This is a genomic window from Kitasatospora dryopteridis (assembly GCF_050749075.1).
GTDB lineage: Bacteria > Actinomycetota > Actinomycetes > Streptomycetales > Streptomycetaceae > Kitasatospora.
Map to the genome: position 1 here is coordinate 3263982 of NZ_CP192749.1, position 26988 is coordinate 3290969.

25 protein-coding genes are annotated in these 26988 nt (G+C 74.3%); 5 read left to right on the forward strand and 20 right to left on the reverse strand.

The window, feature by feature from the left end:
• Positions 1-232: 232 nt before the first annotated feature.
• The 5 genes from ACQ614_RS14700 to ACQ614_RS14720 form a co-directional block, all read right to left on the reverse strand.
• Positions 233-1705 carry a hypothetical protein gene (locus ACQ614_RS14700; protein WP_431679045.1) on the reverse strand — a complete coding sequence of 491 codons (1473 nt, stop codon included), beginning with the start codon at positions 1703-1705 and terminating at the stop codon, positions 233-235.
• A 66-nt stretch (positions 1706-1771) separates the two neighbouring features.
• Positions 1772-3571 carry a GMC oxidoreductase gene (locus tag ACQ614_RS14705; protein WP_431679046.1) on the reverse strand — a complete coding sequence of 600 codons (1800 nt, stop codon included), beginning with the start codon at positions 3569-3571 and terminating at the stop codon, positions 1772-1774.
• 88 nt (positions 3572-3659) lie between these two features.
• The gene (locus ACQ614_RS14710; protein WP_431679047.1) at positions 3660-5294 is read right to left on the reverse strand and encodes a succinic semialdehyde dehydrogenase; all 1635 of its coding nucleotides are present in this window, start codon (positions 5292-5294) and stop codon (positions 3660-3662) included.
• An 88-nt stretch (positions 5295-5382) separates the two neighbouring features.
• Complete coding sequence (locus tag ACQ614_RS14715) at positions 5383-7116, reverse strand: serine/threonine-protein kinase (protein WP_431679048.1); 1734 nt, start codon at positions 7114-7116, stop codon at positions 5383-5385.
• Positions 7117-7263: 147 nt separating this feature from the next.
• Entirely contained in the window at positions 7264-8334 is a 1071-nt protein-coding gene (locus tag ACQ614_RS14720) for a hypothetical protein (protein WP_431679049.1), read from the reverse strand.
• A 57-nt stretch (positions 8335-8391) separates the two neighbouring features.
• Here ACQ614_RS14720 and ACQ614_RS14725 point away from each other — a divergent pair, with 57 nt between their 5' ends.
• A complete protein-coding gene (locus ACQ614_RS14725; protein WP_363491884.1) occupies positions 8392-8928 on the forward strand; it encodes an SHOCT domain-containing protein in 537 nt (178 codons plus the stop codon).
• Positions 8929-9050: 122 nt separating this feature from the next.
• Here ACQ614_RS14725 and ACQ614_RS14730 read toward each other — a convergent pair whose 3' ends face one another.
• From ACQ614_RS14730 to ACQ614_RS14750, 5 genes are all read right to left on the reverse strand, one after another.
• Positions 9051-10964: a protein kinase domain-containing protein gene (locus ACQ614_RS14730; RefSeq protein WP_431679050.1), complete on the reverse strand. Its 1914-nt coding sequence runs from the start codon at positions 10962-10964 to the stop codon at positions 9051-9053.
• 360 nt (positions 10965-11324) lie between these two features.
• Complete coding sequence (locus ACQ614_RS14735; RefSeq protein ID WP_363491886.1) at positions 11325-12452, reverse strand: GuaB3 family IMP dehydrogenase-related protein; 1128 nt, start codon at positions 12450-12452, stop codon at positions 11325-11327.
• Positions 12453-12664: 212 nt separating this feature from the next.
• Positions 12665-14167, reverse strand: coding sequence for an IMP dehydrogenase (gene guaB, locus ACQ614_RS14740; RefSeq protein ID WP_363491887.1), 1503 nt, complete (start codon positions 14165-14167; stop codon positions 12665-12667).
• A gap of 280 nt (positions 14168-14447) precedes the next feature.
• Positions 14448-15140 carry an RNA polymerase sigma factor ShbA gene (gene shbA, locus ACQ614_RS14745; protein WP_431679051.1) on the reverse strand — a complete coding sequence of 231 codons (693 nt, stop codon included), beginning with the start codon at positions 15138-15140 and terminating at the stop codon, positions 14448-14450.
• Positions 15141-15389: 249 nt separating this feature from the next.
• Positions 15390-16001: a response regulator transcription factor gene (locus ACQ614_RS14750; protein WP_014136228.1), complete on the reverse strand. Its 612-nt coding sequence runs from the start codon at positions 15999-16001 to the stop codon at positions 15390-15392.
• Positions 16002-16581: 580 nt separating this feature from the next.
• Between ACQ614_RS14750 and ACQ614_RS14755 the strand changes: the two genes are divergently transcribed.
• Positions 16582-16911 (forward strand): WhiB family transcriptional regulator, encoded by a 330-nt coding sequence (locus ACQ614_RS14755; protein ID WP_095874485.1) that lies wholly within the window; start codon positions 16582-16584, stop codon positions 16909-16911.
• A 90-nt stretch (positions 16912-17001) separates the two neighbouring features.
• On the opposite strand, the gene ACQ614_RS14760 is transcribed toward ACQ614_RS14755, so the two are convergent.
• From ACQ614_RS14760 to groES, 3 genes are all read right to left on the reverse strand, one after another.
• Positions 17002-18006: a LysR family transcriptional regulator gene (locus ACQ614_RS14760; protein ID WP_363491889.1), complete on the reverse strand. Its 1005-nt coding sequence runs from the start codon at positions 18004-18006 to the stop codon at positions 17002-17004.
• Between the two features lie 180 nt (positions 18007-18186).
• A complete protein-coding gene (groL, locus tag ACQ614_RS14765; protein ID WP_363491890.1) occupies positions 18187-19815 on the reverse strand; it encodes a chaperonin GroEL in 1629 nt (542 codons plus the stop codon).
• Between the two features lie 92 nt (positions 19816-19907).
• Entirely contained in the window at positions 19908-20213 is a 306-nt protein-coding gene (gene groES / locus ACQ614_RS14770) for a co-chaperone GroES (RefSeq protein ID WP_014136232.1), read from the reverse strand.
• Between the two features lie 248 nt (positions 20214-20461).
• Between groES and ACQ614_RS14775 the strand changes: the two genes are divergently transcribed.
• Together ACQ614_RS14775 and ACQ614_RS14780 are read left to right on the forward strand one after the other, a co-directional pair.
• Positions 20462-20764, forward strand: a complete 303-nt coding sequence (locus ACQ614_RS14775) for a hypothetical protein (RefSeq protein ID WP_431679052.1) — start codon at positions 20462-20464, stop codon at positions 20762-20764.
• A gap of 37 nt (positions 20765-20801) precedes the next feature.
• Positions 20802-21971: a class I SAM-dependent methyltransferase gene (locus tag ACQ614_RS14780; protein WP_431679053.1), complete on the forward strand. Its 1170-nt coding sequence runs from the start codon at positions 20802-20804 to the stop codon at positions 21969-21971.
• On the opposite strand, the gene ACQ614_RS14785 is transcribed toward ACQ614_RS14780, so the two are convergent.
• The 5 genes from ACQ614_RS14785 to tsaB all read right to left on the reverse strand — a co-directional run bounded on the left by ACQ614_RS14785 (position 21953) and on the right by tsaB (position 25395).
• On the reverse strand, positions 21953-22831 hold the full coding sequence (locus tag ACQ614_RS14785; RefSeq protein ID WP_431679054.1) for a polysaccharide deacetylase family protein: 879 nt from the start codon (positions 22829-22831) through the stop codon (positions 21953-21955). The genes ACQ614_RS14780 and ACQ614_RS14785 overlap by 19 nt on opposite strands.
• Positions 22832-22892: 61 nt before the next feature.
• Entirely contained in the window at positions 22893-23135 is a 243-nt protein-coding gene (locus tag ACQ614_RS14790) for a hypothetical protein (protein WP_431679055.1), read from the reverse strand.
• 11 nt (positions 23136-23146) lie between these two features.
• Positions 23147-24226: a tRNA (adenosine(37)-N6)-threonylcarbamoyltransferase complex transferase subunit TsaD gene (gene tsaD, locus ACQ614_RS14795; protein ID WP_431679056.1), complete on the reverse strand. Its 1080-nt coding sequence runs from the start codon at positions 24224-24226 to the stop codon at positions 23147-23149.
• Positions 24219-24710 (reverse strand): ribosomal protein S18-alanine N-acetyltransferase, encoded by a 492-nt coding sequence (gene rimI, locus ACQ614_RS14800; RefSeq protein ID WP_363491896.1) that lies wholly within the window; start codon positions 24708-24710, stop codon positions 24219-24221. The genes tsaD and rimI overlap by 8 nt, the downstream gene beginning before the upstream one ends.
• Before the next feature lie 31 nt (positions 24711-24741).
• Positions 24742-25395 carry a tRNA (adenosine(37)-N6)-threonylcarbamoyltransferase complex dimerization subunit type 1 TsaB gene (gene tsaB, locus ACQ614_RS14805; RefSeq protein ID WP_431679057.1) on the reverse strand — a complete coding sequence of 218 codons (654 nt, stop codon included), beginning with the start codon at positions 25393-25395 and terminating at the stop codon, positions 24742-24744.
• Positions 25396-25558: 163 nt separating this feature from the next.
• Here tsaB and ACQ614_RS14810 point away from each other — a divergent pair, with 163 nt between their 5' ends.
• Positions 25559-26110 (forward strand): hypothetical protein, encoded by a 552-nt coding sequence (locus ACQ614_RS14810; RefSeq protein WP_431683929.1) that lies wholly within the window; start codon positions 25559-25561, stop codon positions 26108-26110.
• Positions 26111-26135: 25 nt separating this feature from the next.
• Here ACQ614_RS14810 and ACQ614_RS14815 read toward each other — a convergent pair whose 3' ends face one another.
• Together ACQ614_RS14815 and tsaE are read right to left on the reverse strand one after the other, a co-directional pair.
• The gene (locus tag ACQ614_RS14815; protein ID WP_431679058.1) at positions 26136-26327 is read right to left on the reverse strand and encodes a hypothetical protein; all 192 of its coding nucleotides are present in this window, start codon (positions 26325-26327) and stop codon (positions 26136-26138) included.
• A 138-nt stretch (positions 26328-26465) separates the two neighbouring features.
• Positions 26466-26972, reverse strand: coding sequence for a tRNA (adenosine(37)-N6)-threonylcarbamoyltransferase complex ATPase subunit type 1 TsaE (gene tsaE / locus ACQ614_RS14820; RefSeq protein WP_431679059.1), 507 nt, complete (start codon positions 26970-26972; stop codon positions 26466-26468).
• Positions 26973-26988 lie beyond the last annotated feature (16 nt).

Consider the following 26988-nt stretch of genomic DNA (forward strand, 5'->3'; position numbering starts at 1 on the left):
GACAACGGTTATCACCTCACGCTCCGTGAGGGGCCGACCCGGCCCGCGCACGCGGCGGGGCCCGTACACCACCGGGCGACCTGCCGCCGTTCCCAAGCCATTCGACACGACGGCGCACTTCCCCCGGCGCCGTCACCCCAGCACCCGGCGCAGCCCTGACGCCGCGTGCTGAACGACAAAGGGCCCCGTTCCCCCGCGGGGCCCTTTGCCCTGTCCGGACCCGGGCGACCGATCAGGTGCGGTGCCGGTCCCGGTGCGAGTCCAGGACCTCTCCCCCGAAGGGCACCGCGGGCCCGAGCGGCGGGGGCGTGTCGGCCGGGCCGTGCGCCGGCGCGGGCGGTTCCCCGTGCGCCGGTCGCAGCCGGGCGAAGATCGGCGGCAGCAGGAGTGCTCCGACCGCCGCCCAGAGCAGATGGGCGATCAGGGCGGTGTCGGCCGCAATCGCCCAGGAGGCCCCGGCGTCACCGCCCGGCGCCGCCGCGGAACGGACCGACAGCCCCGCCACGGCGTCGAGGGCGGTGAGCGCGCAGGCGTACAGCGCCGCCGCCGTCAGCCGGTCCGCCGGGCCGAGCCGCTGCCGGTGCACCGACCGGGCCAGCAGCAGCGCGCCCGCCGCCGCGAGCAGCACCGCCCACGGCCAGGGCCCGGCCGTCCCGTCCGGGTCGAACAGCGACAGCTCGCGCTCCCAGCCGGCCCCCGGGCCGCGGTCGCGGAACTGCAGGACGGCGCCCGAACCGAGGGCGAGCAGGAACAGTCCGCCGTTGACCGCCAGCGGGAGGCACACCCACACCGGCGGCGCCTGCGGCAGCACCGCGGCCAGGACGAGCACGGCGGCGCCGGCCGCACCCAGCGTGCCCGCCAGCGCGAGGCCGGTCGCCCGGGCCGCGCCCGGCAGGCCGTGCAGCACGGCGTGCCGCGCGAACCAGGCCCGCACCGGGCCGGAGCCGTGCACGGCCGCGGCGAGCAGGGCGGCGGCCAGCGCCGCACCGGCGGCGGCGGTCAGCAGCCCCGGCTCGACCGTCGCGCCGCCCTCCTGCGGACCGGCCCCCTTCGGCAGCAGGGTGACCCGGCCGACGGCGCCCAGCAGCAGGGCGCCGGCCGCGGCCGCGGCCGCCGTCCGCGCCGACTCGGCGAGCACCGACCCGGCGTCGGCAGGGCCGTTCGCACGCCGCCGGGCCCGCAGGCCGAGCCCGAGCAGGGCGAGCCAGCCGGCGCCGACCAGCAGCGGCACGACCCGCAGCTGGAGGCCGGGCCCCGGTGTCCACAGGTCGGCGCCGGGGCCCGCCTGCAGGCGCAGCGGTGCACCGAACGCCGTCAGTACCAGGGCCAGCGAGGCGCGCAGGCGGTCTCCGTACTCGGCGGTGACGGGCCACAGCAGGTGCTCGGGCAGGGCCAGCAGTACGGCCGCGGCCACCAGCAGGCCGGTCGGGGCGGCGACGGCCTTCAGCGCGGGCAGCCAGTCGGCGAGCAGCCTGCTGCCCGCGGCCGCCCAGGGCCGCTCCGGGCGGTACGGGACGCCCAGGCCCCAGCGGCCGTCCGGCGCGGTCTCCACGGCCTCGCCGACCTCGCCGATCTCACCGATCCGTCCGGCCGCGCCGGCCCGGTGGCCGTCGTCGGAGCGGGCGGGCGGAAAGGTCCGGCCGCAGGCGGCGCAGCTGCGCGCCCACCCCGCCGAGGCCGCCCCGCAGCCCGTGCAGATCGGCATGGCGCTCCCCCAAGTCCCCCGCCCGACGGTCGGAAACACCGTTCTCCCACCGGGGGCGGAGGGGTGTCAATCGGCCGCCGGCCGGGCCGGGTCCTTGCGGGCCGGCACCGTCGGGACGGGCAGCAGGGGCAGCCGCAGCGCACCGAAGGCCCCGGCGGGGACGGCCGGCTGCTTGGGCTCGACGGCGGCCACCCGGCGGTAGGCCCCGCCCTGGGCGGGCCGCTGGTCGGCGTCGCCGTTGTTCGGCCAGAGCGACATGGCGCGCTCGGCCTGGGCGGTGATCGTCAGCGAGGGGTTGACGCCCAGGTTCGCGGAGACGGCGGCGCCGTCCACCACGTGGATGCCGGGGTGCCCGTACAGCCGGTGGTAGGGGTCGATGACGCCGTGCTCGGCGTCCTCGCCGATCGGGCAGCCGCCGAGGAAGTGCGCGGTCATCGGCATCCGCATCAGTTCGCCGATGTTGGTGCCGGCGAAGCCGTTGATCTCGTCGGCGAGGATGCGCGCGGCCTCCTCGCCCTCGGGGATGTGCTCCGGGTTGGGTGCGCCGTGGCCCTGCTTCGCGGTGAGCAGGCCGCGGCCGAGGCCCTTCGGCTTGCGGAAGGTGGTCAGCGAGTTGTCCAGCGACTGCATGACCAGGCCGATGATCGTCCGCTCCGACCAGCGGTACTTGGACAGGTTGCGGGCCGACAGCACCGGGTGGCGGACGGTGGTGGCCAGGTAGGACAGCAGGTTGGAGCGGCGGTGCGGGAACTGCAGGATGGTCATCAGGCCCATGGCGTTGGAGCCCTTGCCGTAGCGGACCGGCTCGATGTGGGTGTTCTCGTTCGGGTGGATCGAGGACGTGATGGCCACACCCCGGGTGAAGTCGGCCTTGTCCGCGCCGGTCTTCCGCCGGTAGCGGCGGTTGTCGGTGAGCGCGCCGACCAGCGACTCCGAGTTGGTGCGGGTCAGGAAGCCGAGCTTGGCGGAGATCCGCGGCAGCCGGCCGGTGTCGCGCATGGTGTGCAGCAGCGTCTGGGTGCCGTAGGTGCCGGCCGCCAGGACGACCTGGCGGGCGCGCAGCACGGCGCGCGGGCCCTTGCGGCGGCGGTCGGTGGCGACGGTGGTGACGGAGAACCCGCCGTCGGCGTCCTCGGTGAGGCCGGTCACGGTGGTCAGCGGCCGTACCTCGGCCCCGGCCTGCTCTGCCAGGTAGAGGTAGTTCTCGATCAGCATGTTCTTGGCGCCGTGCCGGCAGCCGGTCATGCACTCCCCGCACTCGGTGCAGGCCCGGCGGGCGGGGCCGGCGCCGCCGAAGTACGGGTCCGGCACCTCGCCGCCGGGGGCGGCGGAGCAGCTGCCGTCGGAGTCCTTGCCGTCGCCGAAGAAGACGCCGACCGGGGCCAGGTGGAAGGTGTCGCCGACGCCCATCCGCTCGGCGGTGGTCCTCAGGTGGGTGTCGGCGGCGGTGACGGTCGGGTTGAGCCGCACGCCGAGCATCCGCTGCGCCTGGTCGTAGTACGGGGCGAGCTCCTCCTGCCAGTCGGTGATGTGCCCCCACTGGCGGTCCTCGAAGAAGGGCTTCGGCGGGACGTACAGGGTGTTGGCGTAGTTGAGCGAGCCGCCGCCGACGCCGGCGCCGGCCAGCACCAGCACGTTGCTCAGCAGGTGGATGCGCTGGATGCCGTACAGGCCGAGGGCGGGCGCCCACAGGTAGTTGCGCAGGTCCCAGGAGTTCTTGGGCAGGCTGTCGGCCGACCAGCGGCGGCCGGCCTCCAGGACGCAGACCCGGTAGCCCTTCTCGGTGAGGCGCAGGGCGGCGACCGAGCCGCCGAATCCCGAGCCGACCACCAGCACGTCGTAGTCGAATCCGCCGTTGTCCGCCATGGTGCCGCTGCTCCTTCGAGGGTGGGGGTGGTCCGCGGTACGGCCCGGCGCGGGCGGCCGGGTGGGGGCCGCCCCGGCGCGTGCGGGCCTACCGGAAACCGAAGGCCTTGAGGGCCTTGAGGCCGGTGGTCAGCAGGGCCGCGAACCGCTCGTCGTCCAGCCCGTGCGAGGGGCCGATCGGCAGCAGCCGCTGGGTGGCGACGGTCTGCGCCTCGGTGAAGCGCAGGATGCCCTCGGCGCCGTGCCGGCGGCCGAGGCCGGAGTCGCCCATGCCGCCCATCGGGGAGGCCACCGAGCCGTAGGCGGCGGCGTAGGCCTCGTTGACGTTGACGGTGCCGGTGTGCAGCCGGGCGGCGACGGCACGGCCGCGCCGGGCGTCCTTCGTCCAGACGCTGGAGTTCAGGCCGTACGGGGTGGAGTTGGCGATCTCCACGGCCTCGTCCTCGGTGTCGAAGCGGTAGACCGAGACGACCGGGCCGAAGGTCTCCTCGGTGCAGACCGCCATGCCGGGGGTGACGCCGTCGAGCACGGTGGGCTCGTAGAACAGCGGGCCGAGGTCGGGGCGCGGGCGGCCGCCGGCCAGCACGGTGGCGCCGGCCTTGACGGCCTCCTCGACGTGCCGGGTGACGGTCTCCAGCTGGCGGCCGGAGACCAGCGACCCCATGTCGGCGCCGTACGCGAGGCCGCCGCCGAGCCGCAGCGCCCTGGTGCGGGCGGTGAAGCGGGCGAGGAACTCGTCGGCGACCGAGCGGTGCACAAGCAGCCGCTCGATGGAGATGCAGAGCTGGCCGGCGGAGGAGAAGCAGGCCCGGACGGCACCCTCGGCTGCCCGGTCGAGGTCGGCGTCGGCGAGGACGAGCAGGGCGTTCTTGCCGCCGAGCTCCAGGGAGGCGCCGACCAGGCGGCCGGCGGCCTGCTGCGCGACCTGGCGGCCGGTGCGGGTGGAGCCGGTGAAGGAGACGTAGTCGGCGTGCTCGACCACGGCCGGGCCGACCACCGGGCCGTCGCCGACCACGATCTGCCAGAGGTCGGCGGGCAGGCCGGCCTCGACGAGGATCTCGCGGGCCCACAGCGCGGTGAGCGCGGTCTGCGTGTCCGGCTTGTTGACCACGGCGTTGCCGGCCGCGAAGGCGGGCAGCGCGTCGCTGACGGACAGCTCCAGCGGGTAGTTCCAGGGGGAGATCTGGCCGATCACGCCCTTGGGGCGGCGGCCCTCCAGGGTGTGGGTGAGCACCGGCAGTGCGCCGCCGCGGCGGCGGTCGCGCAGGTAGGAGGCGGCCTTGCGGCCGTAGTGCCGGGCGGCGGAGGCGGCTGCCAGCACCTCCTCGAAGGCGTGCAGCCGGGTCTTGCCGGTCTCGGCCTGGATCAGGTCGAGGACCTCGTCCTGCCGGGCCAGCAGCAGGTCGTGGAAGCGCAGCAGGACGGCGCCGCGGCGGCGGACGGGCAGGGCGGCCCAGGCCTTCTGGGCGCGGCGGGCGCGGCGGTAGGCCTCCTCGACGTCGGCCGGGGTGGACTGCGGCAGGCTCGCCAGCGGTTCGCCGGTGAGCGGGGCGGCGGTCACCACCAGCTCGGCGTCCTCGCCGACGGTGATGCCGCGGGCGAGCCGGGCGACCAGGGCGGGGGTGACGGCCGAGGCGACCGTGCGGGCGGCGCCGGGGGCGGCGGGGTTGCGTCCGGCCTCGTCGGTGGACCGGGCCTGGGTGTCTGCCGTGGTGTCCGTCATGGAGCGCAGCCTAGGCCCTCCCGGCCCGGATGTGTACCCGCCGGTAACACCCATTTTCCGTGGCGGTCCGGTCACGCCCCGTGCCGGATCAGCGCTCCACCGAGAAGTTGTTCAGCACGATGGTGAAGCGGCGCAGCGCCTCCTGCCAGTCCTTCTCCGGCGAGGCGACCAGCACGTCGTAGGAGGTGCCGTCCTCGGTGCGGAACTCCGCCTCCTTGAGGTGGCGGCGGCCGGAGCCGTCCAGCGACTGGTAGCTGAACTCCCAGACCGCGCCCTCCTGGCCGTTGACCTTGATCTCGCTCAGGCTCTCCCGGCGGTAGGCGGGCCGGTTCTTGGCGATGCTCTCCTCCATCTGCTCGAAGTGCTCGAGCGGGGTGAGCGGCTGACCGACCGTCACCGCGAACTGCAGGTAGTGCACCTTGTTGTCGGGGCTGTAGTAGATCTCGTTGTTGTCCGTGGAGCGCAGCCACGGCTTCCCGTTGACGGCGTTCGGCACCGGGAAGCGGAAGCCCGCCGCGTCCTGCTTCCAGCTGTAGCCGCTGGGCGCCGGGCCGGGGGTGTCGGACGGGCCGGTCGTCGGCACGGTGATCTGCGGGGTGCCGGTGCTCTTCCCGTCGTCCGGGGTGGCGCCGGTGCCGGAGCGGTTCTGGTAGGCGTACACGCCGCCGGCGGCCAGCAGGGCGACGACGAGCGCGGCGACCAGCAGGATCCGGGTGCGGCGGCCCCGCCTGCCGGCGCCGCCCGCCGCGGGCCCGACGGGCAGGGTCGTCTCCACCGGCGGGACGGCCGCCCCCGGGACGGCCGCGGCAGGTGCGGCAGCGGCGGCCGGTGCGGCACCGTCCGGGACGGGCAGCGTCGGCGCGGTCGGGACGGCTCCGGCGGCCGGGCGCGCGGGCGACTCCGTCCGGTCGACCACCGGCACCTGCTGGGTCGGCACCCGGTGCGCGGGGCCGGGCTGCGCCTTCATACCGATGGTGTGCCCGGCGGTCACCTGGCGGAGCATCCTGGCGGCCTCGTCGGCGGTCGGCCGCTGGGCCGCGTCCTTGGTCATCAGCGCGGCCAGCACCGGGCCGAGCGCACCGGCCCGGCGGGGCTCCGGCAGCGGGTCGCCCACGACGGCGGCCAGGGTGGTCAGCGGGGAGGTGCGGCGGAACGGCGACTCGCCCTCCACCGCGGCGTACAGCGTGGCGCCGAGGCCCCACAGGTCGGAGGCAGGTCCCGGCCGCTCGCCCTGGGCCCGCTCGGGCGCCAGGTAGTCGGGCGAGCCGACCAGGTCGCCGGGGCGGGTGAGCTCGGTGGAGCCCTCGAAGGTGGCGATGCCGAAGTCCAGCAGGACGACCCGTCCGGTGCCCTTCTCCAGCAGCACGTTGGCCGGCTTGACGTCGCGGTGCAGCACGCCGAGCTGGTGGCCGCGGTGCAGTGCGGCGAGCACCTGCAGGCCGACCTCGGCGGCCTCGCGCGGGAGCAGCGTGCCGTCCTGGCTGATCACGTCGGCGAGCGAGCGCCCGTCGACGAGCTCCATGACGATCCACGGCCGGCCGTCGTCCTCCAGGACGTCGTGGATGGTGATCACACCGGGGTGCTTGATCCTGGCGGCCGCTCTGGCCTCCCGCTTCATGCGGGACTGCAGGATCTCCAGCTCCTCCTCGGGCAGGTGGCTGACGGTGAGCTCCTTGACCGCCACCTCGCGGTCGAGCATCTCGTCGCGGGCGCGCCACACGGTGCCCATGCCGCCGCGGCCGAGGCGGTCCCCCAGTGCGTAGCGGCCGGCCAGTACCCGGCCGGTGTCCGCGCCCTCCGTCGACCGGTCCTGCACGCCCATGGCGACCGCTCCCCCATACTCAGTCCACCGTCACCGTGACGGAGGTATCGGTGCACCGCAGACTCACCGCACGGACATCTTCCAACCACAGATTAGGCGGCCCTGCGCCGGGGCCCGAAAAAAGGGGCCCGGAGCCGCCGCTCCGCCTCAGCCGGCCGTCAGGACGACCGCGGCGAGGGCGGCCAGCAGGGCCAGCATCACCCCGCCGACGAGCAGCGGGCCGAGCAGCGCCGGCGGCACCCGGGACGGCCCGCGCGGCACCGGCAGCCGGCCCTCGCCCCGGGCCCGCCCGCGGGGGTGCGGCACGACCGGGCCGGCCGGGCGCGGCACCGGGAGCAGCGGCGTCTCCTCCGTCGGCCCGAACGGCTCCGGGGCGCCCGCCAGCAGGGCGCGCAGGCGCTGCTGGACGGCGGCCGCGGTGGGCCGGGCCTCGGGCCCGAGGTCCAGCAGCTCCTCGACCAGGCCGCGCAGCGGCCCGCAGCCGTCGGCCGGGTAGCGGCGCCCGTCGCGGACGGCGGCGAGCAGGGTCGGCAGGTCGCCCTCCGGGTAGGGGCCGTGGCCGGTCAGCAGCCGGTAGAGCAGCACGCCGAGCGCCCAGCAGTCGGCGGGCGGGCCGGCGTCGGCCGGCCAACGCTCGGCGCGGGGGCCGAGCAGGTCGGCCCGCACCTCGTACAGCCGGTGCGGCACCCCGCCGCCGAGCTCCTCGCAGAGCGCCTCCTCGGCCGTGCCGAGGAGCAGCCCGCCGAGCATCGCCGCACCGTCCTCGCAGACGGTCACCGCGTCGGCGGTGACGTTGCCGTGGGTGGTCCCGACCTCGTGCAGGGCGCGCAGGGCGCCGGCGAGGTCGGCGGCCAGCTCCGCGACCCGGTACGGCGGGACGGGGCCGGCCCCGGCGAGTTCGGCGAGCGGCGCGCCCGCGAGGCGCTCGGACGCGATCCAGAGCACGCCCTGCTCGGCCGCCGCGCCGGGCTCCACCAGCAGCCGGGGGTGCCGGGGCGCGCGTTCGGCGGCGGCCGCGACCCGCTCGGCGAGCCGGTGCCCCTCGCGCGGGTCCGGCTCGTCGTACAGCTGCCCGGGCACGAGGAGTTCGGGCAGGTCGAGGGCGTGCAGCAGCACCGGCGCGCCCGTGTGCACGTCCTGTGCGGGCAGGCCGGCTCCCGTCGGACGGTCCGTCACCCGGTACCGTCCGGACACCAGCTGACCGGGGGCCGCTTGCATGTCCGACTTCCTCTCGACCCGGCCAGGGTACGTCGCCGCACACCATAAGCTCGCAGCATGGACTGGACGGATCTGATCGACGTGGCCTTCGACGTGCTCGGCAGCGGCAACAACCAGGACGCCAGGAACGCGGCCGTGCGCACCGTGGAGGCCGGGGCCGTACCGGGCGAGGAGCCCGTCGCGGCGACCGCCGGACGCCACCCCGACCACTTCCGCAAGGGTGCCCTGGTGCTGACCAGCCATCGGCTGCTCTTCCTCAAGGACGGCAAGCCGCCGGTGCCGGTTGCGCTGACCGCGGTGACCGACGTGACGGTGACCCGCTCCCGGATCAACGGCGAGGTGCTGAAGGTGGTCGCGCTGACCGGGGCGCACCGCTTCGAGGACGTCGTGAAGGCCGAGCCGTTCGCCGAGCGGGTGCGCACCGCGGCCGCGGAGGCCCGCCGCCTGGCCGCCGAGGCGCAGACTGCCGCGCCGGCCGCTGCGGCACCCCCGGCCGACCTGCTGGACCAGCTGGAGCGGCTGGCCGCGCTGCACTCCGCCGGTGCGCTCACCGACGAGGAGTTCACCCGGGCCAAGCAGCGCCTGATCGGCTGACCGGCGCCAGGGCGGGTCTTCAAAGGTGCTTGGGTCGCCCCTTGTGGTGCACCCATGACCTTTGAAAACACGCCCTGGGCCCGGACGGTGGTGCGCGTCCGGGCCGCCTGCGTGTCGGGGTGTCAGGGGGCCGGCTGGAAGGTGGCGAAGCCGGTCGTGCGGGCCGCCGCGTTGGCCGCCGAGTTCCAGTCCGCGTCCGTGCTCGTCCAGTAGAGGGCGTAGCCGTACTTGCCCTCGCCGGTGACGAAGCCCCGGTTCAGCGAGTGGTAGGTGGCGCTGCTGCCGTACGTCCACTCCCAGTCGGCGGCGTTGGTCCAGCCCCGGTAGGTGATCCCCTTCAGCTGGACGCGCTTGTAGTTGCGGAAGGTCTGGCTGCGCTCGCTGGCCTCCCAGTCGGCGAGCGCGCTCTCGCCTGCGCCGACCTTCCAGTCGACCACCAGCTTGAGCCCGTTGCCCTCGAACTTGCGGCTGGTCGCGTCGTAGTCCTGGCCCTTGTCGGCCATCCAGTCGGGCAGCACGATCGAGAAGCCGGAGCCGTCGCGGACCGTCCGGTAGCCCGCCGGGACGGCGCCGTCGCCGCCGGGGGCGGGCGTGCCGGGGGCCGGGGTGCCCGGGGCGGCGGTGTCCGGGGCCTGCGCGCTCGCCGAGGGGGAGGCCGGGGTCGCGGAGGAGGGCGCGCCGGACGGCGGGGAGACGGCCGGGGCCGCCGAGCCGCCGGTGGTCGCGGGGGCGGAGGCCGAGGCCGCGGAGTCGGTGGACCGGCCGGCCTTGTGCTTGCCGCCGCCGGTGTCGCGCATCAGCAGGACGGTGCCGACCAGCACCAGGACGAGCAGCAGCGCGCCGCCGGCCAGCAGGGCCGGGCGCGGGATACCGCCCTGCCGTCCGTTCCCGCCCGCCCCTCCGGGTACGGCGGGCATCGGCTCGGTCGGCGGGGCCGGCGGCACGGCAGCGGCGGCGACCGGCAGCGGTTCGGCCGAGCGGCTGCCGACCCGGACGGTCCCGACGCCGCCCCGCCTGGGCTCGGCGGGCGGGGCGGTCGGCGGTGCGGCTGCGGGCTTCGCCGGCGCGGGCTGCTTCGCGGCGGCCGGCGCCGCCGCTGCGGCTGCGGCCGTCGCCGCGGCCGAGGCGGCTGCGGGCGCCGCGGTGGTGCGCCCGGTTCCGGCCAGCGGAACGGCCTGCTGGGTGGTGGCCTCGGCGCGCGCGGTGTCCTCGGCGACGATCCGGCGCAGCATGGCGCGGGTCGCGGAGGCGTCCAGCCGTTTCTCCGGGTCCTTCTCCAGCAGCCCCTCGATGACCGGCCGCAGCGGTCCGGCGTTCGCCGGCGGGGTGAGGTCCTCGGTCATCACGGCGGTGAGCGTGGCGAGCGCCGAGCCGCGGTCGTAAGGGGGGTTGCCCTCGACCATCGCGTAGAGGGTGCCGCCGAGCGACCACATGTCGGCCGGCGGGCCGGGCTTCCTGCCCCTGGCCCGCTCGGGCGAGATGTACGAGGGGGCGCCGACCAGCATGCCGGTGGAGGTGACGGAGGTGTCGCCCTCGACGCTGGCGATGCCGAAGTCGGTGAGCACCACCCGGCCGTCGTCGCCGATCAGCACGTTGGAGGGCTTCACGTCGCGGTGCAGGATGCCGTGCTCGTGGGCCGCGCAGAGCACGCCCAGGACGTCGAGGGCGATGGCGGCGGCGCGGGCGGGCTTCAGCGGGCCGTCGTCCTTGACGACGTCGGCGAGCGAGCGGGACTCGACCAGCTCCATGACGATCCAGGGCCGCTCGTCCTCCTCGACGACGTCGAAGACGGTGACGGCGGCGGTGTGCCGGATGCGGGCGGTGGCCTTGGCCTCGCGCAGGGTCCGGACGATCAGGCGGTGCTTCTCGTCCTCGTCGACCGCGTCGGTCATCCGCAGTTCCTTGACGGCGACGATCCGGCCGAGCATCTCGTCCTCGGCCCGCCAGACCGTGCCCATCCCGCCACGGCCGAGCACCTCGCTCAACCGGTACCGGCCGGCGAGCAGACGGCCGGTGGGCTCCTGCGGCTGCGTCATCGGTGCGCTCCCCCATGTTTTGCTGGCCGTGTGTTCATGACGGCGCGTCGGGCCGCAGCGGGCGGCGCCACCCGGGGCTCAGAACGCCAAGTGTCCATCATCCCCTGTCGCTTCGGCCCTGGACCAATCGGCCCCGCAGGCTTCGGACGGTCGGCAACCGGCCGGGGTCCCGTTCGTGGCCGAAAAAGCACTGGCGCGAGCGGGTCGGTCGTCCCACCGGCTCGTACATGTTCACGAATCCTCCCACCCGACTGCACGATCACTCCACCCGGGGCCACCCCTGACAGGCCTTCACCGCGTACGCCGAAGCCCCCGGCCGCAGCGGCCGGGGGCTTCGCAGGCGCAGGTGCGCCGACCGGATCAGCCGTGGTTCAGCGCCGGGTTGACGGTCACCTCGACGCGCTGGAACTCCTTGAGCTCCGAGTAGCCGGTGGTGGCCATGGCGCGGCGCAGCGCACCGAAGAGGTTCATCGTGCCGTCCGGGGTGTGGGACGGGCCGGTGAGGATCTCCGCGATGGTGCCGACGGTACCCAGGTCGACCTTCTTGCCGCGCGGCACGTCGTCGTGGACGGCCTCCATGCCCCAGTGGTGGCCCTTGCCGGGGGCGTCGGTGGCGCGGGCGAGCGCGGCACCGATCATCACGGCGTCCGCACCGCAGGCGACGGCCTTGGCGATGTCGCCGCTGTAGCCGACGCCGCCGTCCGCGATGACGTGCACGTAGCGGCCGCCGGACTCGTCCATGTAGTCGCGGCGGGCGGCGGCCACGTCGGCGACCGCGGTGGCCATGGGCACCTGGATGCCGAGCACGTTGCGGGTGGTGTGCGCGGCGCCGCCGCCGAAGCCGACCAGCACGCCGGCCGCGCCGGTGCGCATCAGGTGCAGCGCGGCGGTGTAGGTGGCGCAGCCGCCGACGATCACCGGCACGTCGAGCTCGTAGATGAACTGCTTGAGGTTGAGCGGCTCCGCGGCGGAGGAGACGTGCTCGGCGGAGACCGTGGTGCCGCGGATGACGAAGACGTCGACGCCGGCGTCGACCACGGCCTTGGAGAACTCGGCGGTGCGCTGCGGGGAGAGCGCGGCGGCGGTGACCACGCCGGAGTCGCGCACCTCCTTGATGCGCTGCCCGATCAGCTCGGCCTTGATCGGCTCGGAGTAGATCTCCTGGAGGCGGCGGGTCGCGGCGGCCTCGTCGGAGATCGCGGCGATCTCCTCGAGCAGCGGCTGCGGGTCCTCGTAACGGGTCCACAGGCCTTCGAGGTTGAGCACACCGAGACCGCCGAGGCGGCCGATGGCGATGGCCTGCTGCGGCGAGACCACGCTGTCCATCGGGGCCGCCAGGAAGGGCAGCTCGAAGCGGTAGGCGTCGATCTGCCAGGCGATCGAGACCTCCTTCGGGTCACGCGTACGGCGGCTGGGGACGACGGCGATGTCGTCGAAGGCGTACGCCCGGCGGCCGCGCTTGCCTCGCCCGATCTCGATCTCAGTCACTTCGAGCCCTTCTGCTGCTTTGCTTCTCCAGGCCGGGTCACCCCGGGCCGCCCCCCAGTATCCCGCACCTGCCCGGACGCCCGCCCCACCGTCCGCGACACGGCGGACCGGAGAAAGGGGCGCGGGGACCGCGCGGGCCGGAGGGTGCTGCCTGCACCTCCCGCCGCGCGCGGTCCCCGCGCCCCGGTGGTCGAACCGACCTGCCCGCCGGATCAGCGGCTGGTGTAGTTCGGGGCCTCGACGGTCATCTGGATGTCGTGCGGGTGGCTCTCCTTGAGGCCGGCCGCGGTGATCCGGACGAAGCGGCCCTTGCTCTCCATCTCGGCGATGGTGGCCGCGCCGACGTACCCCATGGTCTGCCGCAGGCCGCCGACCAGCTGGTGCAGCACCGCGGAGAGCGGGCCGCGGTAGGGCACCTGGCCCTCGATGCCCTCGGGCACGAGCTTGTCGTCCGAGGCGACCTCGGCCTGGAAGTAGCGGTCCTTGGAGTACGAGCGGCCCTGGCCGCGCGACTGCATGGCACCGAGCGAGCCCATGCCGCGGTACGACTTGAACTGCTTGCCGTTGATGAACTGCAGCTCGCCGGGCGACTCCTCGCAGCCGGCCAGCAGCGAGCCGAGCATGACGGTGTCGGCACCGGCGGCGAGCGCCTTGCCGATGTCGCCGGAGTACTGCAGGCCGCCGTCGCCGATGACCGGCACGCCGGCCTCGCGGCAGGCGAGGGAGGCCTCGTAGATGGCGGTGACCTGCGGGACGCCGATGCCGGCGACGACGCGGGTGGTGCAGATGGAGCCCGGGCCGACACCGACCTTGACGCCGTCGACACCGGCGTCGATCAGCGCCTGGGCGCCGTCGCGGGTGGCGACGTTGCCGCCGATGACGTCGACCTTGACGGCCGACTTGATCTTGGCGATCCAGGCCAGCGCGTTGTGGCTGTGGCCGTGCGAGGTGTCGACCACCAGGAAGTCGACGCCGGCGCCGACCAGGGCCTGGGCGCGGTCGAAGGCCTCGGCGGAGGCGCCGACGGCGGCACCGACGAGCAGGCGGCCCTCGGCGTCCTTGGCGGCGTTCGGGTACTGCTCGGCCTTGACGAAGTCCTTGACCGTGATGAGGCCCTTGATCCGGCCGTCGTCGTCGACCAGCGGGAGCTTCTCGATCTTGTGGCGGCGGAGCAGCGCCATGGCGTCCTCGCCGGAGATGCCGACCTTGCCGGTGATCAGCGGCATCGGGGTCATGATCTCGCGGACCTGGCGGCTGCGGTCCGACTCGAAGGCCATGTCGCGGTTGGTGACGATGCCCAGCAGCCGGCCCTCGGGGTCGGCGACGGGCACGCCGCTGATCCGGAACCTGGCACAGAGCGCGTCGGCCTCGGCGAGGGTGGCCTCCGGGCCGACGGTGATCGGGTCGGCGACCATGCCGGACTCGGAGCGCTTGACCAGGTCGACCTGGCCGACCTGGTCCTCGATCGACAGGTTGCGGTGCAGCACGCCGACGCCGCCCTGGCGGGCCATGGCGATGGCCATCCGGGACTCGGTGACCTTGTCCATCGCCGCCGACAGCAGCGGGATGTTCACCCGGACGTTGCGGGAGACCCGTGAGGAGGTGTCGACCTGGTTCGGCAGCACCTCGGAGGCCCCGGGCAGCAGCAGGACGTCGTCGTACGTGAGTCCGAGCATCGCGAACTTCTCGGGTACGCCTGCGGCGTTGTAAGACATCGTGTGGGGACCTTCCGTGGCGGCCGTTGATCTGATCGCTTCCGGCTGAGGGTGTCCGGAGCGTTGGTCTCAGGAGGGCGGGGCGTCGGCCTGGGTCAGAACCGTCGCCGCACCCGCGCGCACCGGCACGGGCGGACCGCCAAGACACCGCAATGCTTGGAGGTTCCTCCAAGGGAACCCCGGTCGCACCCACGAAACTTTGGCGACCTGCCCAGGCGCCGATACCTCATGGTACTGGTGTCCGGAGTGTCGGTTGGCGCTCTCCTTGACAACGCAGAAGTCAGGAGGACTCTTCCGCAAGCGCGCGAAGTCGGCTGAGCGCGCGGTGCTGGGCGACCCGGACGGCCCCCGGGGACATCCCGAGCACCTCGCCGGTCTCCTCCGCGGACAGGCCGGCGGCGACCCGCAGCAGCACCAGCTCGCGCTGGCGGGCCGGCAGGTTGGAGAGCAGCTCCTTGATCCATGCGGCGTCGCTGCTGAGCAGCGCGCGCTCCTCCGGGCCGAGCGACTCGTCCGGGGTCTCCGGCAGGTCGCCGGGCGGGATCACGGTGGAGCCGGGGCCGCGCATCGCGGCCCGCTGCAGGTCCGCGATCTTGTGGGCGGCGATGCCGTAGACGAAGGCCTCGAAGGGCCGGCCCTCGTCGCGGTAGCGCGGCAGCGCGCACAGAACCGCGACGCAGACCTCCTGCACCACGTCGTCCACGTGGTGCCGGGCGCCGCCGGGCAGCCGGACGAGCCGGCCGCGGCAGTAGCGCAGTGCAAGGGGGTGGACGTAGGCGAGCAGGGCGTCGACGGCCGGGCCCTCGCCGGCGACGGCGGCCGCGACGACCTCGTTGAGCTGCGGCGACGGCCCGTTGCCGAGCACCGGCCGGCGCGGCGCGCCCGGCGCGGCGTACGGCGCGGCGCCCGAACCGCCGGGCTGTGCCTCGTCGGGCCGGGCCTCGCCGGGGGCGGCGGCCTCGTCGTCACGCATCGGTCCATGGTGCCTGGTCGGTCCGACGAACGCGGCATCGCGTCCTGAGTTGTGCACCGGAACGTTATGCGTGATCGCCATACCCACCGCGCCGCCTCCCGCCCCTGTGCCCGTCGTTCCTGCTGCGGTTGCACTCGTCTCCGCAGTACCCGTCCGCTGGTCCCCGAGGTGCTCCACTCCTCCATGGTGCAGCCTCGGGACCACGACGTCACACGTCCGAGCTCGGGGAGCCGCAAAAGCGGCTCCCTGTCAGCGGACCAGGCCCCAGCGGAAGCCGAGCGCCACGGCGTGCGCGCGGTCCGATGCGCCGAGCTTCTTGAAGAGGCGCCGGGCATGCGTCTTCACGGTGTCCTCGGAGAGGAACAGTTCACGGCCGATCTCCGCGTTGCTGCGGCCGTGGCTCATGCCCTCCAGCACCTGGATCTCACGCGCCGTCAGCGTCGGGGCCGCGCCCATGTCGGGGCTGCGGAGCCGGCGCGGCGCGAGGCGCCAGGTCGGGTCGGCGAGCGCCTGGGTGACGGTGGCCCGCAGCTCGGCGCGCGAGGCGTCCTTGTGCAGGTAGCCGCGGGCGCCGGCGGCGACCGCGAGGGCGACGCCGTCCAGGTCCTCGGCGACGGTGAGCATGATGATGCGGGCGCCCGGGTCGGCGGACAGCAGCCGCCGGACCGTCTCCACCCCGCCGAGGCCGGGCATCCGGACGTCCATCAGAACGAGATCGGAGCGGTCGGCCACCCAGCGGCGGAGGACCTCCTCACCGTTCGTCGCAGTGGTCACCCGGTCGACGCCGGGCACGGTCGCGACCGCTCGGCGAAGCGCCTCCCGGGCGAGCGGGGAATCGTCGCAGACGAGGACGGATGTCATGACCGTCCTCCGCAGCTGATCCGCGTCACGTTGAGCCTCCTGGCTGGTACGAACTCTCTCCGACACGGCCGATTGGCGACGGACCCCGTTCTGATCGCCGATGCCACCCGCGATCGTTCCCGGCGTCCGGCGCCCGCTAACCGCCTCCGTACATCCAACGACCGTCACTCGAATGAGTTACGGCCTTCGGGGCCATCCCCACCACTGTACGTGGCCGACCCATCACCGATCAGCCACCGCGCGGTGCACACGCCGCAGTTTCCTGCAGCCGGCGCGCCGCCCGGGAGGTGCGTACGCCCGGAGCCCCGGGCTCGCACCCCGGGACGACCCGGCGCACTGCCACCCGATTGCCACGCGGAGCCTGACCACCACCATGCCCCGTTTGTCCGTTTTTATAGCTTCCATACGGTCATTGACTGTTGTGTCGGTGTGTGGGTGACTTGTCCTGGTGAGTGGCGTAAGTCATATTTCCAGGTGTCCGTACCGGCCCCGTGCAGCCTCGCCGCAGCTAGCGGGCCCCGAGTCCTTTTTGCAGCCGTCGATCCGAGCCCGAGTCCTGAGTCATTGAAGGGAATGAGCCATGGCAGATTTCTCCCGCCTCCCCGGCCCCAACGCAGACCTCTGGGACTGGCAGCTCTCCGCCGCCTGCCGCGGCGTCGACAGTTCTCTCTTCTTCCACCCCGAGGGCGAGCGCGGGGCCGCGCGCAGCTCGCGCGAGGCCAGTGCCAAGGAGGTCTGCATGCGGTGCCCGGTGCGGGCCGAGTGCGCGGCGCACGCACTGGCCGTGCGCGAGCCGTACGGCGTGTGGGGCGGCCTGACCGAGGACGAGCGCGAGGAACTGCTCGGCCGCTCCCGCAACCGGCAGCTGGCCGAGGTGCCGCTGGCCATGCCGGCGAACGTCCGGCGGTGAGGTGCGGTCAGACTCGGCGCACCGGGGTCCGGCCGGACCGAGAATGGAGAAACGTTTCAGCGGCGACCAGGCAGGGCGGCCGCCGACCGGTCAGCGGGCGGCGGCCGCTGCCGTGAGCTGATCCAGCATCAGGCCCACCGCGGGCACCCCGGCCAGGTCCGGCAGGGTCAGGGCCACCACCTCGCGCCGCACGGGCTCCCCCGCGGTGGTCGCCAACGGCACCACCGCCACCCCCTCGCGGCGCACCGCGTCCAGCGCCATGCCCGGCAGCACCGCGACCCCCAGTCCGGCTGCCACCAGGCCCACCACCGCGGGGTAGTCGTCGGTCGCGAAGTCGATCCGGGGCTCGAAGCCCGCCCCGGCGCACAGCTCCACCAGGTGCCCGCGGCACTGCGGACAGCCCGCGATCCACGGCTCGTCCGCCAGCTCCCCCAGCCCCACCGGCTGCCGGCCGTCCCGGTCCGCGAGCCGGTGGCCCGCCGGCACCAGCACCACCAGCGGATCGTCCAGCAGCGGCTGCACCACCAGGTCCGACCAGTCGGTCGCCGCGGCCGAGGCGGCCGCCTCCAGCACCGCCGCCGCACGGGCCTCGCGGGGCGAGGCGTGCGGGGAGGGTGCCACCGCGGCACCGCCCTGCGAGTCCGGGTACCGGAACGCCAGCGCCACCTCGCACTCCCCCGCCCGCAGCATCCCCGGCGACTCCGGCGGCTCCGCCTCCACCAGTGACACCCGCATCCCCGGGCTGGCCGCCCTGACCTGGGCCACCGCCCGCGGCACCAGCGTGGAGCTCGCCGTCGGGAACGACACCAGCCGCACCCGGCCCGAACGGAGGCCGGCGATCGCCGCCACCTCCTCCTCCGCGGCGGACAGACCGGCCAGGATGCCGGAGGCGTGCTTCAGCAGCACCTCGCCCGCCTCGCTGAGCTGCATGCCCTTCCCGGAGCGGACCACCAGGGGGGTGGCCACCGACTTCTCCAGCGCCTTCATCTGCTGGCTGACGGCCGGCTGGGTGCAGCCGAGTTCGCGGGCGGCCGCGGAGAAGGAGCCGGTCCGGGCGACAGCGCGGAGAACACGAAGGTGGCGGGCCTCGATCATGGCTCAGTTATAAGCCACCCTTTGACCCCGGCGGAACCGACCGCCGCGGATGGCGGGCACCGGCCGGGCAGGGGCGTCCCGGGGGTGCGTCGGCATGCCCCCGCTTCCGGAAACGCCGGAGGCCCGGCCGTTCCCGCCGTGGGGCGGGAGGGCCGGGCCTCCGGGGTGGCCGACTCGGGGTCAGTGGGAGTGGCCGTGGCCGTGCGAGTGGCCGTGGCCGTTGTCGGCCTCCTCTTCCTTCTTCTCCACCACGAGGGTCTCGGTGGTGAGGAGCAGGGAGGCGATGGAGGCGGCGTTCTCCAGGGCGGAGCGGGTGACCTTGACCGGGTCGATGACGCCGGCCTTCACCAGGTCGCCGTACTCGCCGGTGGCGGCGTTGTAGCCGTGGCCGGTCTCCAGGTCGGCGACCTTGGAGGTGATGACGTAGCCCTCCAGGCCGGCGTTCTGGGCGATCCAGCGCAGCGGCTCGGCGAGCGCCTTGCGGACGACCGCGACACCGGTGGCCTCGTCGCCGGACAGGCCGAGGCCGCCCTCGAGGACCTTGGCGGCGTGGACGAGCGAGGCGCCACCGCCGGCGACGATGCCCTCCTCGACCGCGGCGCGGGTCGCGGAGATGGCGTCCTCCAGGCGGTGCTTGCGCTCCTTGAGCTCCACCTCGGTGGCGGCGCCGACCTTGATGACGCAGACGCCGCCGGCCAGCTTGGCCAGGCGCTCCTGCAGCTTCTCGCGGTCCCAGTCGGAGTCGGTGGCGGCGATCTCGGCCTTGATCTGGCCGACGCGGCCGGCCACGGCGTCCGAGTCGCCGGCACCGTCGACGAGGATGGTCTCGTCCTTGGTGACGGTGACGCGGCGGGCGGTGCCGAGCACGTCCAGGCCGACCTGGTCGAGCTTGAGGCCGACCTCCTCGGAGATGACGGTGCCGCCGGTGAGGACGGCGATGTCGCCGAGGATCGCCTTGCGGCGGTCGCCGAAGCCCGGGGCCTTGACGGCCACCGCGTTGAAGGTGCCGCGGATCTTGTTGACCACGAGGGTGGACAGCGCCTCGCCGTCGACGTCCTCGGCGATGATCAGCAGCGGGCGGGAGCCGCCCTGCAGGATCTTCTCCAGCAGCGGGAGGAGCTCCTGGATGGAGGAGATCTTGCCCTGGTTGATCAGGATGTACGGGTCCTCGAGGACCGCCTCCTGGCGCTCCGCGTCGGTCACGAAGTACGGCGACAGGTAGCCCTTGTCGAACTGCATGCCCTCGGTGAACTCGAGCTCGACGCCGAAGGTGTTGGACTCCTCGACGGTGATGACACCGTCCTTGCCGACCTTGTCGATCGCCTCGGCGATGAGCTCGCCGACCTGGGTGTCCTGGGCGGAGAGGGACGCGACGGCGGCGACGTCGTCCTTGCCCTCGATCTCGCGGGCCACCGAGAGCAGGTGCTCGGAGACGGCGGCGACGGCCTTGTCGATGCCCTTCTTCAGGGCGGCCGGGCCGGCGCCGGCGGCGACGTTGCGCAGACCCTCGTTGACCAGGGCCTGGGCGAGCACGGTCGCGGTGGTGGTGCCGTCACCAGCGACGTCGTTGGTCTTGGTGGCCACCTCCTTGACGAGCTGTGCGCCGAGGTTCTCGTACGGGTCGTCGAGCTCGACCTCGCGGGCGATGGTCACACCGTCGTTGGTGATGGTGGGGGCGCCGAACTTCTTGTCGATGACGACGTTGCGGCCCTTGGGGCCGATGGTCACCTTCACCGTGTCGGCAAGCTTGTTGACACCGCGCTCCAGCGAGCGGCGGGCGTCCTCGTCGAACTGCAGGATCTTCGCCATGTTCCCGTTTCCTCAGGGTTTTACGGATTGACCAACAAGCACGCCCCGGCCCGGGTCAGAGCTGACGCGGTTCCGGGGCGGGCCGTTACGACTTACTTCTCGATGATGGCGAGAACGTCGCGAGCCGAGAGGACGAGGTACTCCTCGCCCTGGTACTTGACCTCGGTGCCGCCGTACTTGGAGTACAGGACGATGTCACCGACGGCGACGTCGAGCGGCAGGCGCTGGCCGTCCTCGAAGCGGCCCGGGCCGACGGCCAGGACGACGCCCTCCTGGGGCTTCTCCTTGGCGGTGTCCGGGATAACCAGGCCGGAGGCCGTGGTGGTCTCGGCGTCGAGCGGCTGGACCACGATGCGGTCCTCGAGCGGCTTGATGGCAACCTTGCTGCTGGTGGTCACGTCCGAGCTCCCCTTCGGAGATTACGGGGTTGTCTAACAGGGAAGGGCGATGTCCGCAGGCCTGCCGTCGCGGGGGTCAGGCGCGCTCCGTCGCATTGGCACTCCCCCAGGGGGAGTGCCAGGAACGACCATAGGCCGCGGTTAGCACTCAGTCAACCAGAGTGCCAACGGAGTCGCCCCGTGTCCCCCGGGGGAAGCTGAGTAGTCGTACTCATGTGCGTGCGCACCGCCCGCGACAGGCTTGCCCCATGGCAACGATCCGACCGTCCGTCCGCCGGGACCTCCTGCACACCGCCTGGCTGCTCGCCCTCGAAGTGCCGCTCGGCTGCCTCGCCGTCTACGCGTCCGTCGCCCTGGTGTTCGCACTCGCCACACCGGGGAGCGGCGCCGGCGCGGTGGCGATGTGCGTCGGCATCCTGCTGGCCGCGGTGGCGGTGCCGCTGGTGGGCATGGCGGCGACCGCCCGCCGGGGCTACCGGATCGCCCCGGTCTCGCTGGTGGTGCTCGGGCCGGTGCTGGTCGCGGCCGCACTGGCGGCGCTCGGCCGCTGAGCGGCGGCCCGCCGCCGGGCCCGGGGACAATGGCCGGGTGGAGATCGAATCGTTCCGGGCGCTGCTGACCGACGAGGGGCGGGCCCTGCTCGCCGAACTGCGGGAGTTCACCCCCGACCAGGAGTTGGCACTGGCCACCCGGCTGCGGCGCAGCCACCCCGCGGAGCTGGTGCGGGCGGCGCTGGAGCAGGCGCGGCTGCGGCAGCGGGCCAGGGCGAAGTTCGGCGCGGACGCCGACGCCATGCACTTCACCCCGAACGGCGTGGAGCAGGCGACCCGGCGCAGCGTCGCCGAGTGGCGGGCGGCCCGGTTCGCGGGCCTGGGGGTGCGGCGGCTGGCCGACCTGTGCTGCGGCATCGGCGGGGACGCGATCGCGCTGGCCCGGGCCGGGGTGTCGGTGCTGGCCGTCGACCGGGATCCGTTGACCTGTGCGGTGGCGGAGGCGAATGCCGCCGCGCTGGGCCTCGCCGACCTGGTGGAGGTGCGCTGCGCGGACGTCACGGAGGTGGACGTCGAGGGCTTCGACGCGGTGTTCACCGATCCGGCGCGGCGCACCTCGCGGGGGCGGGTCTTCGACCCGGAGGCGTACTCGCCGCCGCTGTCCTGGGCGCTGGAGACGGCGCGGCGCACGCCGTTCGGGGCGTTGAAGGTCGCTCCCGGCATTCCGCACGAGCTGGTGCCGGAGGGGGCCGAGGCGGAGTGGGTCTCCGACCACGGGGAGGTCAAGGAGGCGGTGATCTGGTTCGGCACGGCCGCTGCGGCGCCGTACCGGGCGACGGTGCTGCCGGGCGGGCACAGCCTGTCGGGCACCGGTGAGCGCGCGGAGGCGGGCCCGGTGGGCCGCTTCCTGTACGAGCCGGACGGCGCGGTGATCCGGGCCGGGCTGGTGGCGGACGTGGCGGAGCACGTCGGCGGCCGGCTGGTGGACCCGCAGATCGCGTACGTGACGGCGGACGAGCTGGTGCCCACCCGCTTCGCGCACGCCTACGAGATCGGCGAGGTGCAGCCGTACAACGTGAAGCGGTTGAAGGCGCTGCTGCGCGAGCGCGGGGCGGGCACGGTGGTGATCAAGAAGCGGGGGATCTCGATCACGCCGGAGGAGCTGCGCCGGCAGCTGAAGCCGAGCGGGCCGCACGAGGTGACGGTGATTCTGAGCCGCACGGACCACGGGCCGCTGATGATGCTGGGTCAGCCGGCGGCGATGTAGTCCTCCAGGCGGCCGACGGAGAAGCCCTGTTCCTGGATGCGGGCGAGCAGTTCGCCGAACATCTTGGTCATGGTCTCGCCCTTGAGGTCCTTGGGGCCGCGGAAGTGGGCGAGGATGATGTCGCCGGGGCGGAGCTTCTTGTCGGCGGACTGGTACTGCATGTCGTGGATCTGCATGGACTCGCGCCAGAGCACCACGGCGCGCGGGCCGCACTGGCGGACGGCGCTGTTCAGGCCGGGGCTGTGCGCGCCGTCGCCGTAGGGCGGGCGGAACAGCAGCGGGGCGGTGCCGTACTGCTCGGTGAGAGCGCTCTGGGCGTCGCAGACCTCGGCCTTCTGCCGGTCGGCGGAGAGGCCGCTCATCGCGGGGTGGTCGGTGCTGTGGTTGTGGATGCGGTTGCCGAGGGCCTGCAGCGGCTTGAAGTAGCCGTAGTCGCTGCGGACGATGTTGCGGGTCAGGAACATCGAGAAGGGCACCTTGAGGTCGGTGGCCATCTCGACGAACTTCGGGTCCTTCTCGGCGCCGTCGTCGATGGTGATGAAGACGACCTTGTCGGTGGTCGGCACCTCGCTGAAGACCGGGACGGGCCCGGTGGCCGGCAGCTTGACCGGCTTGTCGGCGGGCGCGGCCGGGGCGGCGGGCAGCGGCTTGAGGCCCCACTTGGCCCAGGCCGCTGCGGGGGCCGCGGCCGGATCGCCGGCGGGGGCGGCCGCCGCGGTGGTGGCGGGCGCGCCGCTCGCGGGCGCGGTGGTGCGGGCCGGCGGGGCCTGCGCCGCGCTGCGCGGGGTGCTGCCGCACGCCGTCAGGGTCGCCAGGAGGGCCGCTGCCCCCAGGACGCAGGACAAGGACCTCTTCGGCAACGCGCGCTCCCCCACCCAGCCCGGCCGCAGTACCGGGTCAGCGATTTCTCAGGAAAGCACGCTACTCGACGTGCGTACTGGTGAACGACCACCGGTGGACGGGTCGCGCGAGCAACCCGTCCGGCGGATCGGGGACGTGCCCCGGCTCGCCCGTCCACCAGGTGATGAGCAGGACGCGGTCGCCCGCGGCGGTGAAGAGTTCCAGCCGCTCGGGACCGGCGGCGCGCAGGCCGGGCAGCGCCCTCTCGCGCACCCAGTGCTCCAGCTCGGCGGCCCGCCCCTCGGCGGCACGGGCCTCCCACATGTGGGCCCGGGTCACCCGAGCGACTCGTGGGCGTGCGCGTGGAACTCGGTGTGCGGGACGTGCACCTCGGTGACCGGCAGCGAGGAGTCCGCGGACAGGTCGAAGGCGGAGGGGGTGCGGTTGCGCCGGACCATCTCGGCGCCGAGCGCGGCGACCATCGCGCCGTTGTCGGTGCACAGGCCCGGGCGGGGCACCCGCAGCACGATGCCGGCCTTGTCGCAGCGCTGCTGGGCCATCTCGCGCAGGCGGGAGTTGGCGGCGACGCCGCCGCCGATCATCAGGTGGTCGACGCCGTTGTCCTTGCAGGCCCGGACGGCCTTGCGGGTGAGCACGTCGGTGACGGCCTCCTGGAAGGAGGCGGCGACGTCGGCGATCGGCACCTCCTCGCCGGCCCGGCGCCTGGCCTCCACCCAGCGGGCGACGGCGGTCTTCAGGCCGGAGAAGGAGAAGTCGTACGCGGGGTCGTTCGCCGCGCTCAGGCCGCGCGGGAAGGCGATGGCCTTCCCGTCGCCCTCGCGGGCGGTGCGGTCGACGATCGGGCCGCCGGGGAAGCCGAGGCCGAGCACCCGGGCGACCTTGTCGAAGGCCTCGCCGGCGGCGTCGTCGATGGTGGCGCCGAGCGGGCGGACGTCGCTGGTGATGTCGGCGGACAGCAGCAGCGAGGAGTGGCCGCCGGAGACCAGCAGCGCCATGGTCGGCTCGGGCAGCCGGCCGTGCTCCAGCTGGTCGACGCAGATGTGCGAGGCGAGGTGGTTGACGCCGTACAGCGGCTTGTCGAGCGCCCAGGCGTAGGCCTTGGCGGCGGAGACGCCGACCAGCAGCGCGCCGGCCAGGCCGGGGCCGGCGGTGACGGCGATGCCGTCGAGGTCGGTGGCCTTCACGCCGGCGGTGTCCAGGGCGCGCTGGATGGTGGGGACCATCGCCTCCAGGTGCGCGCGGCTGGCGATCTCGGGGACGACGCCGCCGTAGCGGGCGTGGTCGTTGACGCTGGAGGCGACGGCGTCGGCGAGCAGCGTGGTGCCGTGCACGATGCCGACGCCGGTCTCGTCGCAGGAGGTCTCGATGCCGAGGACGAGCGGTTCGTCAGCCATTCTTCGGGTCCTTCGAATCGTGCGTGGGGTGGTCTAGGCGCATGACGAGCGCGTCGACGTTCGCGGGCTGGTAGTAGCCGCGGCGGACGCCGACCGGCTGGAAGCCGAACCGCTCGTACAGCCTCTGGGCGCGCAGGTTGTCCACCCGGACCTCCAGCAGCAGTTCGGTGCAGCCGCGGCGGGCGGACTCCTCGACGAGGTCGGTCAGCAGGGCGGTGCCGAGGCCGGCGCCCTGCAGGCGCTCGTCCACGGCGATGGTCTGGACGTCGCTCTCCGCGCCGACGGCCATCAGTCCGGCGTAGCCGACGATCGCGCCTTCCTCGGTGGTGGCGACGGTGTAGTGGCGGGAGCCGCCAGGGTGGGCCTCGGCCAGCTCGGACCAGTACATGCCGGGCGACCAGGCGTCCTCGGGGAAGAGCCGCAGTTCGAGCTCCATGACCGGCTCGATGTCCCACCACCGCATGGGGCGGAGGATCACGTCCATCGGACGTCCCGGTCCGCGGCCAACGGCCCGGTCATGCGGGGAGCACCGCCTTGTAGCCGGCCGGGACCTGGGCGTCGGGGCGGCGCAGGTACAGCGGGGCGTTGGGCAGCAGCTCCCGGCCGGCCGCCAGCTCGCGGGCGGCGAAGTCGGCGAGGGCCCCGGCGGTGACGTGCTCCGGGCCGGTCGCGCCGGGGAAGGTGTCCGGGTAGAGCAGGGCGCCGGCGCCGACCGAGCGCTGCGGCGGCGCGAGGTCGCCGGGCCGGTCGACCGAGGGGCCGTCGGTGCGGGTGCCGTCCTCGTCGTACGCGGCCCAGTAGACCTCCTTGCGGCGCGCGTCGGTGGCCGCCGTGAACGGGCCGGTGAGCCCCTCCATGCGGGCCTGGTGCGCGATCGCGTCCAGGGTGCAGACGCCGTGCACCGGCAGGCCGAGCGCGTGGCCGAGGGCGGCCGCGGTGACCAGGCCGACGCGCAGCCCGGTGTACGGGCCGGGGCCGACCCCGACCGCGATCGCGGTGAGCTCGCGCTTGTCGACGCCGGCGGTGCGCAGCACGTCGCCGATGGTCGGCAGGAGCAGCTCGCCGTGCCGTCTGGCGTCGACCTCGTAGGACTCGGCGAGGACGGTCGTGCCGTCGTGGACGGCGGCGGTGACGGCGGGGGTTGCGGTGTCGAACGCGAGCAGCAGCACGGCACCAAGGTTAGAGGGTCCGCCGGGGGTGCTGCCCCGCCGGTGCGGGCGGGGCCCGGGGCGGGGTGGGGAACACACCATCGGATCGCGCCTACGGGCGGGCACGGACCTGGCACGATGGGGCCGACGCGTGGAGCGAGCGGCGGGAGCGTGCGTGGTGAGGATGGGTCCTGGCGTGGTGGTGGCCGGGCTGACGGCGGGGGCCATGGCGGTGGTGGCGCTGCTGGCCGTCCAGGCGGACGGCGCCCAGGCGCGGGCCGAGGCGGCCCGGGCGGCCACCGGCCTGCCCGCCGAGGCGACGCCGAGCGCCGCCCCCGCGCCTTCCGCTCCCGCGCTGCCCGCCTCCTCGGGGACGGGCTACCGCGTCGTGTACTCGGTCTCCGAGCACCGGGTCTGGCTGGTGGACCCGCGCAAGACGCCGCAGCTGCAGGCCTCGTTCGCGGTGACGCCGGGGTCCACGGAGCCCACCCCGGGCAACTACAGCGTGTACAGCCGGACGGCGACCGGGAAGGGCACCGACGGCCGGCAGATCGAGCACGTCGTGCGGTTCACCCAGCAGGGCGGCGTGGTGTTCGGTTTCGGCGCGGCCGTGGACGGGTCGACGGCGCCGCCGGACCCGGAGCTGCGGACGGGCGGCATCCGCTCGGCGCGGGCCGACGGCCAGCTGCTCTGGGACTTCGCCCCGACCGGCACCCGGGTGGTCGTCGCGCCGTAGGCACCGGCCCCCGGTGGGGCACCCGTCAGGCTGCGCGCGGCGGGACGGCGGGCTCCGGGCGGGCGGCGGGCCGGGGCCGCGCGGGCGGGGTGGAGACGGCTGCTGCGGACGCGCAGGCGGCCAGCAGGGCCCGCATCGGGACCTGGTCGGCCAGGATCGCGGGCTCGTCGGGACGGTCCTGCGGCTCGGGTGCCGCAGCGGGGGTGGTGCTCGCCATGGGGCGCCTCCCTAGTTAGGCAGACCTAACCGCAGCTCCCATCCCACCACGAGGGCAGCCCGGGCCGCAACACCTTGCCGACACAGTGTCGGCAAGTGTCGGAAGGTGTCGCACGGCGGCGCCCCTGCGGGCGCGGGGTCAGCCCTTGTCGAGGGCGGTGAGGTCGATGCCGTCCCAGCGGCCGCCGAGGCCGATGACGGTGACCCGGCGCGGGTCCAGGTCGTCCGGGTGGGCGGCGGCGCCGCCGATGGCCCGGTCGATGCGGACCTCCAGGCGGTCCTCGCTGAGCTGCTCGACCTTGCCCTCGCCCCACTCGACGACGACCACCGACTCCGGCAGCGACACGTCGAGGTCGAGGTCCTCCATCTCGTCCAGGCCGCCGCCGAGCCGGTACGCGTCGACGTGCACCAGGGCCGGGCCGCCGCTCAGCGAGGGGTGCACCCGGGCGATCACGAAGGTCGGCGAGGTGACCGCGCCGCGCACCCCCAGGCCCTCGCCGAGGCCGCGGGTCAGCGTGGTCTTCCCGGCACCGAGCTCCCCGTGCAGCAGCACCAGGTCGCCGGGGCGCAGCAGCGCGGCGAGCCCCTGCCCGAGCCGGCCCATCCGCTCGGGGGTGGCGACGGTGAGGGTGAGCTGGTTGCCCATGGGGGTGTCGGTGTCC